Origin of the sequence: Sinorhizobium fredii NGR234, assembly GCF_000018545.1 — a bacterium.
Lineage (GTDB): Bacteria > Pseudomonadota > Alphaproteobacteria > Rhizobiales > Rhizobiaceae > Sinorhizobium > Sinorhizobium fredii_A.
In genome coordinates, this window is sequence record NC_012587.1 from 311,798 (window position 1) to 324,156 (window position 12,359).

The window sequence follows — 12,359 nt, forward strand, 5'->3', positions numbered from 1 at the left end:
CCGCACGGGGCGACCGATCGTGACCACGACCTATACGAGCTACAAGCTGATTACCGCCGACATCACCGGCTCGCTGGAGCGCGTCTCGGAGCAGCCGGTCGTGGCGCGCGAGACGGAATACTATCTTTCCAGGATCGGCAGCATCAAGTCGCTCGACGAGTTCTTCGCCGACAGCCGGCTTTATGATTATGCGATGAAGGCGCACGGTCTGGAGGACATGGCCTATGCCAAGGCCTTCATGCGCAAGGTGCTGACGGAGGGCATCGACAGCGAGGACGCTTTTGCCAATAAGCTGGCGGACAGCCGCTACAAGGCCCTGGTCGAATCGCTGAATTTCGCGCGGCACGGCGATACGGCAACCTCGTTCGAGCGTGCCCAAAAGGGCGTCGTCGACAAATACGCACGCCAGACGCTGGAGCAGAATGCCGGCGAGGAGAATGGCGGCGTGAGGCTGGCACTCTACTTCGAGCGCATGGCGCCTCTGATCACCAGCGGTTACGAGATCATTGCAGACGAGGCGCTGGCCCAGGTGGTGCGGGCCGCGCTGCAACTGCCCGAGGAGTTTGCCGCAGCCGACGTCGACCGGCAGGCCGAAGCCTATGAGGAGGCGATCGACCTCAAGGATTTCCAGGATCCGGTAAAGCTCGCCGCCTTCATCGATCGCTTCACGGCCCTTTGGGAGATCGAGAATTCTTCGGACAGCTACGATCCGCTTGCGGTCTTCGGTTCTTCGAGCGGCTACGGCATTTCCCCCGACCTGCTCCTTTCCATCAACAATCTGAAACTCGGGGGACGCTGACGTGCAGACCGGGCTCTATGTGGCGCTTTCATCACAGATGGCGCTTGAGAAGCGCTTGAACACGCTTGCCGACAACATCGCGAACGCCAATACGGTCGGCTTCCGCTCCACGGAAGTGAAATTCGACCAGGTTCTCGGCGATACGAAGCCGTCCAAGGTCTCTTACGTATCCGAAGGCGAGGAATACTTAAACACCGGCAACGGCGCCTTGGCGCGGACCGGTTCTGCGCTCGACTTCGCCATCAAGGGGAACGCCTGGTTCAACATCGACACGCCCGGCGGGCCGGCGCTGACCCGTGACGGCCGTTTCACCCTGACGGAGACCGGCGAGCTGGTGACCCTCAAGGGATATCCGGTGCTGGACGCCGGCGGTGCACCGATTCAGCTGAACGGCGGTGCCGGCGAGATCACCGTCGGCGCCGACGGAGCCATCCACCAGAACGGCGTCCAGGTCGCCCTGCTCGGCCTCTACGAGGCGGATTTCTCCAGCGGCTTCGTGCGCTATGACAACAGTGCCGTCATGCCGGCCGCTCAACCGGAGCCCGTCGTCGACCGCTTCGACGTCGGCGTGATGCAGGGCTTCCTCGAAGAGTCGAACGTCAATGCCGTCCAGGAAATGACCCAGCTCATCATGGTGACGCGCGCCTTTGACAACGTCACGGCTTTGATGCGCGACAGCGAAGGATCGCTTGAAGAGGCGATCAAGACGCTCGGCGGCGAGCGCTAGTGCATTTTGCAGTCAGGTGGAATCACCTGACGTCGCATAAATGCGGCAAAAACAAAAAGTTAGAGCGGTAGCGCGAACGCATGTGAGCGCATTCCGCTCTAGAGCGAAGCAAGCAAGAAGAGGCTCACGGCAACCGGCCGGGGTCCACCGCAACGGAAATCTGCATGGAACCCCAAGGCTCTGACACCATTCCAGCTTCGACCTCGCTGGCGGCGCTCGCCGGCCTTGTCGAGCGCTATGCCAATCCCGATGTTTCGATCGCCCCTGGCGGTCATGTCCAGACGATCTCGCCGGGGCACTATACCGTCAGCGGCCTGTCCCGGCATGTGCGGCTGGGGGATTTCGTGGCGCACAAAAGTGCCACCGGCACCCATCTCGGCGAAGTGGTCCGCGTCGAACCGGATCGGGTCGTCGTCTGCCCGATCGAGCCGGGCGATCCGATCGGCATCCATGACACCGTCATCCGCAAGGGCGCCTTCCGTATCGCCCCGACGGACAACTGGTGCGGCCGGACGATCAACGCGCTGGCCGAACCGATCGATGGCCGCGGCCCCCTCATGCAGGGCGACATGCGTCGTTCGATCTCCAATACCGCGCCGCCGTCGATGACCCGCAGACGGGTCGAACAGGGTTTCAAGACCGGCGTGCGCGCCGTCGACATCTTCTCGCCGCTCTGCCTCGGCCAGCGCCTCGGCATCTTTGCCGGCTCTGGTGTCGGCAAGTCGACGCTGCTGTCGATGCTGGCGCGCGCCGACGCCTTCGACAAGGTGGTGATCGCGCTGGTCGGCGAACGCGGCCGCGAAGTGCGTGAATTCATCGAGGATACGCTTGGTGACAATCTCGCCAAATCCGTTGCCGTCGTCGCCACCAGTGACGAGAGCCCGATGCTCCGGAAAATGGCGCCGCTGACGGCGGTGACGATCGCCGAACACTATCGCGACAAGGGCGACAACGTCCTCTTGATCGTCGACAGCGTGACGCGTTTTGCCCATGCGATCCGCGAGGTGGCGACAGCGGCCGGCGAGCCGCCGATCGCCCGCGGCTATCCGGCTTCGGTCTTTACCGAATTGCCGCGCCTGCTCGAACGCGCCGGCCCTGGCGCCGAGGGGACCGGGACGATCACCGCGATCATCTCGATCCTGGTCGACGGCGACAATCACAACGATCCGGTTGCCGATTCGGCACGCGGCATCCTCGACGGCCACATCGTCCTCGACCGCAGCCTGGCCGAAGAGGGGCGCTATCCGCCGATCGACCCGCTGGCCTCCATCTCGCGCCTGGCAAGGAAAGCCTGGACGCCGGATCAGGAAAAGCTCGTGGCGCGGCTGAAATCGCTCATCCATCGCTTCGAGGAGACCCGCGACCTCAGGCTGATCGGCGGCTACCGCGCCGGCGGCGACCCGGACCTCGACATGGCGATCAAACAGGTGCCCGTCATCTATGACGTCCTCAAGCAGACCCCTGGCGAGCGATCCGTCGCCGATGCCTTCACCGACCTTGCAAACGCGCTGAAGGCAGCCGCCATGGGTAACGCGCCCGCCGCGGCTATCCGGGGGAAGGGGTAGCAATGACCGACAACGAAGCCGACGAAATCGTCCACCAGCGCCGGCGCGACGCCAAGATGCCGCTGACCGACAAGGTCCTCGGCGCGATCGGGCTCGCCATGGCTGCCTTTGCGACGTTCTTTCCGTGGTACGCCTTCCTGCACCAGGACCAGTTCTCGATCCCGCCGCTCTGGCGCGGAACGACGCGGGATCTGCCGGAGCGCCCCGGTCGCGGCGTCGTGTCGGTATCGCCGCTGGCGATGACCGATGTGGACGCGGAAACCGCCGCGGCGATCGATCGGCTGACGACCGCGACCGTGCCCGGACTGGAGCATCAACCAGCTGCCGGTGCAGGCGAGCCGCAAGCCGGCCCGGAACAGCCCTTTCCCGAGCCGTCCGGCTTCAAGCTGATGCATGTTGCCAACGGAAGGGCCCTCATCGAGGATGCGACCGGCATGTATATCGTCCGCATCGGCTCGGTCCTGCCGGACAACAGCCGGCTTGCCACTTTCGAAGAGCGCAACGGCCGCTGGGTGATGATCACCTCCAAGGGCCAAGTGTACCAGGCCAACTAGGCGGCCAGCTCGGCTGCGCTACGCTCGGCAGTCGCGGCACAGCGTGAGACTTTGGAGAGGCGACCGCTTCGCCGCCAAGTTCCCCGTCGAGAATTTGTCGCACGACTGCGCATCCCGTTTCTCGACAAGTCCCACGCAAGATTACCCGCCTAGGGTCCTCCTCATCTCATGAGGAGTATTCGATGGATCCGATTCAGCTTTTCGAACTCGCGTCGCGCCAGGCCCAGTGGCTGACGGTCCGCCAGAATGTCGTGGCCGGCAACATCGCCAATGCCAACACGCCGCATTACAGGGCCAAGGACGTCCAGCCCTTCGAAAGCGTACTCCAGAACACCGGCGTCCAGATGGCCGCGACGCATCGTGCCCATTTCACCGAGAGCCCGGATGCCGCGCAGGTGACCGACGTCGGCATGATCGACGACGTGGCGGTCCAGCAGTCCGGCAACACCGTCGCGCTCGAGCAGGAAATGATGAAGACGGGCGAGATCAAGCGCGACTACGAACTCAATTCCGGACTGGTGAAATCCTTTCACCGGATGATGCTCATGACGGTACGGAAATAACATCCATGGATCCTTTGACCTCGGCACTCAAGGTTTCGGCTTCGGGCCTGCAGGCGGAGTCGACGCGCCTGCGCATCGTTTCCGAAAACATCGCCAATGCCCGCTCCACCGGCGACGTGCCCGGCGCCGACCCCTATCGCCGCAAGACGATTTCCTTCGCCGCGGAAGTCGACCGGGCGAGCGGCGCATCGCTCGTCGAGGTCCAGCGCCTCGGCACCGACGATTCGGATTTCAGCATCGAGTTCGATCCCGGCAATCCGGCCGCCGATGAGAAGGGCATGGTGAAGATGCCGAATGTCAACGTCCTGATCGAGATGGCCGACATGCGCGAAGCCAACCGCGCCTACGAGGCCAACCTGCAGACCGTCAAGCAGTCTCGCGATCTCATCTCCCAGACAATCGACCTGTTGAGGGCCTCGCAATAATGATCGATGCAATTCAGTCCGTCGGCGCGTTTTCGAACCTGAAGGAGGCCGAAGGCACCAGCCTGACCGCCTCGACCGCGCTCTCGCTGCCGAGTGCGGGCGCTTCCGCTCCGCAATCACAGAGCTTCGCCGAAGTCCTCGGCACGATGACCACGGATGCCATCCGCTCGATGAAATCGGCCGAAGGCGTGTCGCTGCAGGCGATCCGCGGCGAGGCGAACACGCGTGAGGTCGTCGATGCGGTGATGAATGCGGAACAGTCGCTGCAGACCGCGCTCGCCATCCGCGACAAGGTGGTCACCGCCTATCTCGAAATCGCCCGCATGCAGATCTGAAGGAACGTGACATGAAGGCCCTTTCCATCGCCGCCACGGGCATGAACGCCCAGCAGCTGAACCTCGAAGTCATCGCCAACAACATCGCCAACATCAACACGACCGGCTACAAGCGGGCGCGCGCGGAATTTTCGGATCTGCTCTACCAGACGGAGCGCGCCCAGGGCGTGCCGAACCGCTCCAACCAGGCGATCGTGCCGGAAGGGGCGATCGTCGGTCTCGGTGTCCAGACGGCCGCCGTCCGCAACCTCCACGTCCAGGGCAGCCTCGTCAACACCAGCAACGATCTCGACCTTGCGCTTGTCGGCCGCGGCTGGTTCCAGGTCGAAACGCCCAACGGCGAAACGGTCTATACCCGCTCGGGCGCCTTCAACACCAACGCCACCGGCCAACTCGTCACCATCGACGGCTACACGGTCGTTCCCGGCATCACCGTGCCGCAGGACGCGACCGAGATCACCGTCTCGGCTTCCGGCCAAGTCCTGGTGCGGATCGGCGACGCGACGGAAACCCAGGAAATCGGTCAGTTGACGATCGCCAATTTCGTCAACGAGGCCGGGTTGGAGCCGCAGGGCGAAAACCTCTTCAAGCAGACAGCCGCATCCGGCGAACCGATCGTCGGCACGCCGGCCGATCCCGGCTTCGCGCAGATCAAGCAGGGCTATCTGGAATCCTCCAACGTCGATCCGGTCAAGGAAATCACCGACCTGATCTCGGCCCAGCGCGCCTACGAAATGAACTCCAAGGTCATCCAGGCCGCGGACGAGATGGCCGCCACGGTGAGCAAGAACCTCAGGTAACGGGAAGAGGGGGCAAACATGATGTTTCGCCGATCCGCCGAAAGGGCAGCAATCGAAGGTCGCTTCGCGCGCTTGACGCGGCCGCTCGCATTTGCAGCGATCGCCGCCGCACTGCTGTCGCCGGCGCTCGTCTCCGCGCAGCAGCCGACCGCAGTCATCCCGAAGCAGATCATCTATCCCGGCGAAACCATCGAGGCGAGCATGCTGGAAGTCGTCGACGTGACCAATCCGGATCTCGCCGACGGCTATATCGGCTCCCTCGAAGAGGTCGAGGGCAAGGTGACGAAGCGGACCCTCCTGCCGGGACGGGTGATCCTCGCCTCGGCGCTCCGCGACCGCTATGCGGTCGAGCGCGGCTCGACGGTACGGCTGATCTTCAACAATGGCGGGCTGACGATCACCGCCGCCGGCTCGCCGCTTGAGGACGCGGCGGTCGGCGAACTGATCCGCGCCCGCAACATCGATAGCGGCGTCATCGTCTCCGGCACGGTGATGGCCGACGGCACGGTCCATGTGGTGGCGAAATGACGATGCGCGTCTGTAAGTGGTTGCTGACCTTCGCGTTGTTGTTTGCGGCGACATTGACGCCCGCTCATTCCGCGTCGCGCATCAAGGACGTGGCCTCGCTGCAGGCCGGGCGGGACAACCAGCTCATCGGCTACGGTCTGGTGGTCGGGCTGCAGGGAACCGGCGACAGCCTGCGGTCCTCGCCGTTCACCGACCAGTCGATCCGCGCCATGCTGCAGAACCTCGGCATCTCGACCCAGGGCGGCGAGTCGCGGACGCGCAATGTGGCGGCGGTGCTGGTCACCGCCACGCTGCCGCCTTTCGCAAGCCCCGGCAGCCGTGTCGACGTCACCGTCGGCTCGCTCGGCGACGCGACGTCGCTGCGCGGCGGCACGCTGGTCATGACGTCGCTCTCGGGCGCCGACGGGCAGATCTATGCGGTGGCCCAGGGCTCGATTGTCGTCACCGGCTTCAGCGCCCAGGGTGACGCAGCCAGTTTGTCGCAAGGCGTGACGACGGCCGGCCGCGTGCCGAACGGCGCCATCATCGAACGCGAGCTGCCGTCGAAGTTCAAGGACGGCTTCAACCTCGTGCTGCAATTGCGCAACCCGGATTTCTCGACCGCCGTCGGTATGGCGGCGGCGATCAACAAATTTGCCTCTGCGCAGTTCGGCGGCCGCATTGCCGAAGCCTTGGACTCGCAGTCCGTTCTCGTCCAGAAGCCGAAAATGGCCGATCTCGCCCGGCTGATGGCCGACATCGAAAATCTCGTCGTCGAGACGGACGTCCCGGCCCGCGTCGTCGTCAATGAGCGGACCGGCACGATCGTCATCGGTCAGGATGTGCGCGTCAACGAAGTTGCGGTCAGCTACGGCACCCTGACGGTGCAGGTGACCGAGACCCCGACCGTCGTCCAGCCGGCGCCCTTCTCGCGCGGCGAGACGGCCGTCGAGCCGAATACCACCATCGAGGCGCAGTCGGATGGCGGCACGGTGGCGATCCTCAACGGGTCGAGCCTTCGCTCGCTTGTCGCGGGTCTCAACAGCATCGGCGTCAAGCCGGACGGAATCATCGCGATCCTGCAGAGCATCAAGACGGCGGGAGCCCTTCAGGCGGAGCTTGTGCTGCAATGACCGGAACTATGGACCTTCTTCCCGGCAAGTCTCGCCGCACGCTGTTGGCCGCGGCCGGCGGAGCACTGATGCTGGTTATGCCGGGCGCATTCGCGCAGGACGTGACCGCGCCTCCTGCCGAAAACGGCGCGACCAACGAAATCCAGCAGTTCTGCACCAATATTGCCGATGCGGCGCGCGACCAGCGCTACCTCCTGCAGCGCAAGGATCTTGAGACCCTGCAGGCGAGCGTCGACGAACGCATTGCGACGCTGGAAAAACGCCGGGCCGAATACGAGGACTGGCTGAAGCGCCGCAACGATTTCCTCAAGCAGGCGGAACTCGGCCTCGTCGACATCTACAAGACGATGAAGCCCGACGCCGCCGCCGGCAAGCTCGAGATGGTACGGCCGGAGATCGCCGCAGCGATCGTCATGAAGCTGCCGGCACGCCAATCCTCGCTGATCCTCAGCGAGATGAGCGACGAGAAGGCGGCGGTGCTCACCAACATCATTTCCAGCGCCAGCGACCCGAACACCTCGAAGGAGCCATCATGAGAATGCAACTTACGGCCGTTCTGGCCGCGAGCCTTCTTGCGGGATGCCAGAACCAGGCCTTCAGGGAGATCGGCCAGGCGCCGTCGATGAGCCCGATCGGCAGCGGCCTGCAATATACGCAGGCGCCGCAATTGGCGGCGTATCCGAAGCAGCCGCATCAGATGACCGCCGGATACTCGCTGTGGAACGACCAGCAGGCCGCCCTCTTCAAGGACGCGCGCGCGATCAATGTCGGCGATATCCTGACCGTCGATATCCAGATCGACGACAAGGCGTCGTTCAACAACGAAACGGACCGCAGCCGCACCAATTCCAGCGGCTTCAACCTCGGCGCCAGCGGTGAATCGCAGACCAGCGACTTCGAATGGTCCGGCAATCTCAAATACGGGTCGAACATCAAGACCGAAGGCGACGGTAAGACCGAGCGCTCCGAGAAGCTCCGGCTGCTCGTCGCCGCCGTTGTCACCGGTGTCCTGGAGAACGGCAATCTGCTGATCAGCGGCTCGCAGGAAGTGCGCGTCAACCACGAACTGCGCATCCTCAATGTCGCCGGCATCGTCCGGCCGCGGGATGTCGACGCCGACAATATCATTTCCTACGACCGCATTGCCGAGGCGCGTATCTCCTACGGTGGCCGCGGCCGGCTGATGGAAGTGCAGCAGCCGCCATGGGGCCAGCAGGTCGTCGATCTCGTCTCACCGATTTGAGGGGCGTGACGATGGAAGAAATCGACATCAAGCAACAAAAGTCCCCGTCGCTGGTGATGACCATCGCCGCAGTCGCCGTACTGACGCTCGTCGCCGGCGGCGGCGGCTGGCTTGTCGGCATATTTCTGGCGCCGCCACCGGCCGAGAAGGCGGAAGCGGTGGCCGAAGTCCCCGAGAATGCCACCGGCGAGGAGGGCCTTCCGAAGATCGCCACAGAAGCCAACGGTATCGTCCAGCTCGAACCGATCACCACGAACCTTGCCTATCCGGCGGAGAACTGGGTTCGCGTCGAGGTCGCGCTGCAGTTCAAGGGCGTCCCTGACGTCGCGCTCGCGGAAGAAATCCACCAGGACATCATCGCCTACCTCAAGACCGTGTCGCTGCAGCAAATCCAGGGGCCGCGCGGCTTTCAATATCTCCGGGATGACATCCAGGAACGGGTTGACCTGCGCTCCGACGGGCGCGTAACCAATGTGATGTTCCGAACCTTCGTCATCCAATGATTCGGCGGGGTCAGGACCACTAGATTCATTCCATTCGTACAGGCCCTGACCCTGGATGCTCCGGATTGCTGCCTTCATAGTCGCCATGATGGCGATGTCGGGAATTGCCGGGGCGCAGAGCTTTCCCGCCGATATTCTGAACACGCCGGTCGATGGTTCGGTCGCCTCCTGGATCATCCGCACATTCGGGCTGTTGACCGTCCTTTCGGTCGCCCCGGGCATCCTGATCATGGTGACGAGCTTTCCCCGTTTCGTCATCGCCTTTGCGATCCTGCGCTCGGGCATGGGGCTTGCGACCACACCGTCGAACATGATCATGGTGTCGCTGGCGCTGTTCATGACCTTCTACGTGATGGCGCCCACCTTCGACCGCGCCTGGCGCGAGGGCATCGATCCGCTGTTGAAGAACGAGATTTCCGAGACCGAGGCGCTGCCGCGGGTATCCGAGCCGTTCCGTGAGTTCATGCTCGCCAACACGCGCGACAAGGACCTGCAGCTCTTCATCGACATCGCCCGCGAGAAGGGCCAGACCGTCGTCGTCGACGACAAGGTCGATCTGCGCGCCGTCGTGCCGGCCTTCATGATTTCGGAGATCCGCCGCGGCTTCGAGATCGGCTTCCTGATCATGCTGCCCTTCCTGGTCATCGATCTCATCGTCTCGACCATCACCATGGCGATGGGCATGATGATGCTGCCGCCGACGTCGATCTCGCTGCCCTTCAAGATCCTGTTCTTCGTGCTGATCGACGGCTGGAACCTGCTCGTCGGCAGTCTGGTGCGCTCCTTCACTTAAGGCTCGGGCAGTGTCCCCCGTTAAGACATCCGGCGGCCCCGAAACAATCCGTTAAGCATAGGATTTCACGCGGGATTCACCACATTCCCGGGTCGTCTTCCGGGCGCTCCGCCGGTTAAGCTGTTGGCAAGAAATGGCTGCGAATTTCGTCCTCACACGACGGGTTTGGTGTCCTTCACGAGCTGAGCGGAACCGAGTGGCATGATGCCGGATCGTCGTGACCGGTAACGTTTTTTGAGCCCGGTATGTCCCCCCATAAGTATTTCGTAAAAGGGACAACGAACATGGCAAGCATTCTCACCAACAGCTCGGCAACGGCCGCTCTGCAGACGCTGCGCTCCATCTCCTCCAGCATGGAAGACACGCAGAACCGCATTTCGACCGGCATGCGTGTCGGCTCTGCTTCCGACAACGCCGCTTACTGGTCGATCGCGACCACCATGCGTTCTGACAACGCAGCCCTTTCGTCGGTCACCGACGCGCTCGGCATGGGCGCCGCCAAGGTCGACACCGCTTATGCCGGTATGGAAGCGGCCATCGACGTCGTCAAGGAAATCAAGGCGAAGATCGTCGCCGCCACGGAAGAAGGCGTCGACGGCGCTAAGGTCCAGGAAGAAATCGACCAGCTCCAGGACCAGCTCCTGAGCATCGCGGAATCCGCCTCCTTCAACGGTGAAAACTGGATCGCCGGTGAAGCTGCCACGAAGACCGTCGTTACCGGTTTCGTCCGTGCTTCGGACGGCACAGTTTCGATCAAGACGTCCAGCTACACGCTGACAGATGCGGCCGACGGTACGCTCCTCTTTGCCGACGATGGCGCCGGTGGACTTGATACCGCGACCGGTATCCTCGGCACCGCAGGTACGAACGGCAATGACGTCTACGGCCTCGATATCTCTGCAATGGACGCCACGGCTCTCGGAGAAGCTCTCTCCGACGTCGAAGACGCCCTGACGGCAATGACCAGCGCCGCCTCGTCGCTCGGTTCGATGTCGACCCGTATCGATCTGCAGGCCGACTTCGTTTCCGAACTCAGCGACTCGATCGAAAACGGTATCGGCCGCCTCGTCGATGCCGACATGAACGAGGAGTCGACCCGCCTGAAGGCCCTGCAGACGCAGCAGCAACTCGCCATCCAGGCCCTGTCGATCGCCAACTCCGACTCGCAGAACATCCTGTCGCTCTTCCGCTAATCGGCGAACCGGCACGGGGGCTGACCGTGCCGCAACGCTGGAAAAGAGCCGCGACCGTAATCGGTCGCGGCTTTTCGCATTTTTTGTTCCGCTTCAGCATTCCTTAACCATCTTGCTGTTTCCTAGGGCCATCGAAACGACGGGTTAACCAACAAAATTAATTGGTTAGCAGGCATGATGCTGACCGTTGCTTCCCGGTGAGCTCCGGAATGTCCCTTCTTAATCAGCCACTAAGGGGCACTCAGAAATGACAAGCATTCTTACCAACATCGCAGCCATGTCCGCACTCGAAACGCTGCGGAGCATCGGCTCCAACATGGAAACGACCCAGGGCCGCGTCTCCTCCGGCCTGCGCGTCGGCGAAGCCTCGGACAACGCCGCCTACTGGTCCATTGCGACCACGATGCGTTCGGACAACATGGCCCTCTCCGCCGTCCAGGACGCCCTCGGCCTCGGCGCCGCCAAGGTCGATACCGCCTATGCCGGTATGGAATCGGCGATCGAAGTCGTGAAGGAAATCAAGGCTAAGGTCGTGACGGCAACTGAAGAAGGCGTCGACAAGGCCAAGGTCCAGGAAGAAATCGACCAGCTGCAGGAACAGCTGCTGTCGATCGCAGAGTCCGCTTCGTTCAGCGGCGAGAACTGGATCGGTGGCGTCGCCGGCAATACTGTGACCGTGGTCTCCGGCTTCGTCCGCGCTTCCGACAGCACGGTCTCGGTTAAGACCACGAGCTATGCGCTGGTTGACGGCGTCACGGGCGGCAACCTGCTGTTCAGCGACGACGGCACTGGTGCTCTCGATACGGCGACCGGTATCCTCGGCACTGCCGGCGCCTCTGCAGGCGGCTACGATGTCTACTCGCTGGATATCAGCGCGCTCGCAACGGCGGACATGAACGACGTGCTGTCGGACGTCGACGACGCTCTCTCGGCCATGACCAGTGCTGCCGCCGAGCTCGGTTCGATCTCCATGCGCATCGGCCTGCAGGAAGATTTCGTCGCAAAACTGTCCGACTCGATCGACTCCGGCGTCGGCCGCCTCGTCGATGCCGACATGAACGAGGAATCGACCCGCCTCAAGGCCCTGCAGACGCAGCAGCAGCTCGCTGTTCAGTCGCTGTCGATCGCCAACAGCAACTCGGAAAACGTTCTCCAGCTCTTCCGTTAATCGACGGGGGCCGACTAGGGATCGGTCGATCCCTCAGACGCTCAAATATGC

At 63.1% G+C, this 12,359-nt stretch carries 16 protein-coding genes; all 16 read left to right on the forward strand.

Annotated features, from left to right (window positions below; translation table 11 throughout):
- The first annotated feature begins 19 nt into the window (after window positions 1-19).
- The 16 genes from NGR_RS12710 to NGR_RS12785 all read left to right on the forward strand — a co-directional run bounded on the left by NGR_RS12710 (window position 20) and on the right by NGR_RS12785 (window position 12,308).
- On the forward strand, window positions 20-799 hold the full coding sequence (locus NGR_RS12710) for a DUF1217 domain-containing protein (protein ID WP_164924171.1): 780 nt from the start codon (window positions 20-22) through the stop codon (window positions 797-799).
- A gap of 1 nt (window position 800) precedes the next feature.
- Complete coding sequence (gene flgF / locus NGR_RS12715; protein WP_012706854.1) at window positions 801-1,526, forward strand: flagellar basal-body rod protein FlgF; 726 nt, start codon at window positions 801-803, stop codon at window positions 1,524-1,526.
- A 164-nt stretch (window positions 1,527-1,690) separates the two neighbouring features.
- Complete coding sequence (gene fliI / locus NGR_RS12720; protein ID WP_012706855.1) at window positions 1,691-3,091, forward strand: flagellar protein export ATPase FliI; 1,401 nt, start codon at window positions 1,691-1,693, stop codon at window positions 3,089-3,091.
- Between the two features lie 2 nt (window positions 3,092-3,093).
- Window positions 3,094-3,645, forward strand: coding sequence for a hypothetical protein (locus tag NGR_RS12725; RefSeq protein ID WP_012706856.1), 552 nt, complete (start codon window positions 3,094-3,096; stop codon window positions 3,643-3,645).
- A gap of 182 nt (window positions 3,646-3,827) precedes the next feature.
- A complete protein-coding gene (gene flgB / locus NGR_RS12730; protein WP_012706857.1) occupies window positions 3,828-4,208 on the forward strand; it encodes a flagellar basal body rod protein FlgB in 381 nt (126 codons plus the stop codon).
- A 5-nt stretch (window positions 4,209-4,213) separates the two neighbouring features.
- Window positions 4,214-4,633, forward strand: a complete 420-nt coding sequence (flgC, locus tag NGR_RS12735; RefSeq protein WP_012706858.1) for a flagellar basal body rod protein FlgC — start codon at window positions 4,214-4,216, stop codon at window positions 4,631-4,633.
- The gene (locus NGR_RS12740) at window positions 4,633-4,968 is read left to right on the forward strand and encodes a flagellar hook-basal body complex protein FliE (protein ID WP_012706859.1); all 336 of its coding nucleotides are present in this window, start codon (window positions 4,633-4,635) and stop codon (window positions 4,966-4,968) included. The genes flgC and NGR_RS12740 overlap by 1 nt, the downstream gene beginning before the upstream one ends.
- A gap of 11 nt (window positions 4,969-4,979) precedes the next feature.
- Window positions 4,980-5,768 (forward strand): flagellar basal-body rod protein FlgG, encoded by a 789-nt coding sequence (gene flgG / locus NGR_RS12745; protein ID WP_012706860.1) that lies wholly within the window; start codon window positions 4,980-4,982, stop codon window positions 5,766-5,768.
- Between the two features lie 18 nt (window positions 5,769-5,786).
- Window positions 5,787-6,296, forward strand: coding sequence for a flagellar basal body P-ring formation chaperone FlgA (gene flgA, locus NGR_RS12750; RefSeq protein ID WP_012706861.1), 510 nt, complete (start codon window positions 5,787-5,789; stop codon window positions 6,294-6,296).
- Complete coding sequence (locus tag NGR_RS12755) at window positions 6,293-7,408, forward strand: flagellar basal body P-ring protein FlgI (protein ID WP_012706862.1); 1,116 nt, start codon at window positions 6,293-6,295, stop codon at window positions 7,406-7,408. Before flgA ends, NGR_RS12755 begins: the two co-directional genes overlap by 4 nt.
- Complete coding sequence (locus tag NGR_RS12760; protein WP_012706863.1) at window positions 7,405-7,944, forward strand: MotE family protein; 540 nt, start codon at window positions 7,405-7,407, stop codon at window positions 7,942-7,944. Before NGR_RS12755 ends, NGR_RS12760 begins: the two co-directional genes overlap by 4 nt.
- The gene (gene flgH, locus NGR_RS12765; RefSeq protein WP_012706864.1) at window positions 7,941-8,651 is read left to right on the forward strand and encodes a flagellar basal body L-ring protein FlgH; all 711 of its coding nucleotides are present in this window, start codon (window positions 7,941-7,943) and stop codon (window positions 8,649-8,651) included. Before NGR_RS12760 ends, flgH begins: the two co-directional genes overlap by 4 nt.
- A gap of 11 nt (window positions 8,652-8,662) precedes the next feature.
- Entirely contained in the window at window positions 8,663-9,154 is a 492-nt protein-coding gene (locus NGR_RS12770) for a flagellar basal body-associated FliL family protein (RefSeq protein ID WP_012706865.1), read from the forward strand.
- A gap of 55 nt (window positions 9,155-9,209) precedes the next feature.
- Window positions 9,210-9,947 carry a flagellar type III secretion system pore protein FliP gene (gene fliP / locus NGR_RS12775; RefSeq protein ID WP_012706866.1) on the forward strand — a complete coding sequence of 246 codons (738 nt, stop codon included), beginning with the start codon at window positions 9,210-9,212 and terminating at the stop codon, window positions 9,945-9,947.
- Window positions 9,948-10,231: 284 nt separating this feature from the next.
- Window positions 10,232-11,140 carry a flagellin gene (locus tag NGR_RS12780; protein ID WP_012706867.1) on the forward strand — a complete coding sequence of 303 codons (909 nt, stop codon included), beginning with the start codon at window positions 10,232-10,234 and terminating at the stop codon, window positions 11,138-11,140.
- A 247-nt stretch (window positions 11,141-11,387) separates the two neighbouring features.
- A complete protein-coding gene (locus NGR_RS12785; RefSeq protein ID WP_012706868.1) occupies window positions 11,388-12,308 on the forward strand; it encodes a flagellin in 921 nt (306 codons plus the stop codon).
- The last annotated feature ends 51 nt before the right edge of the window (window positions 12,309-12,359 follow it).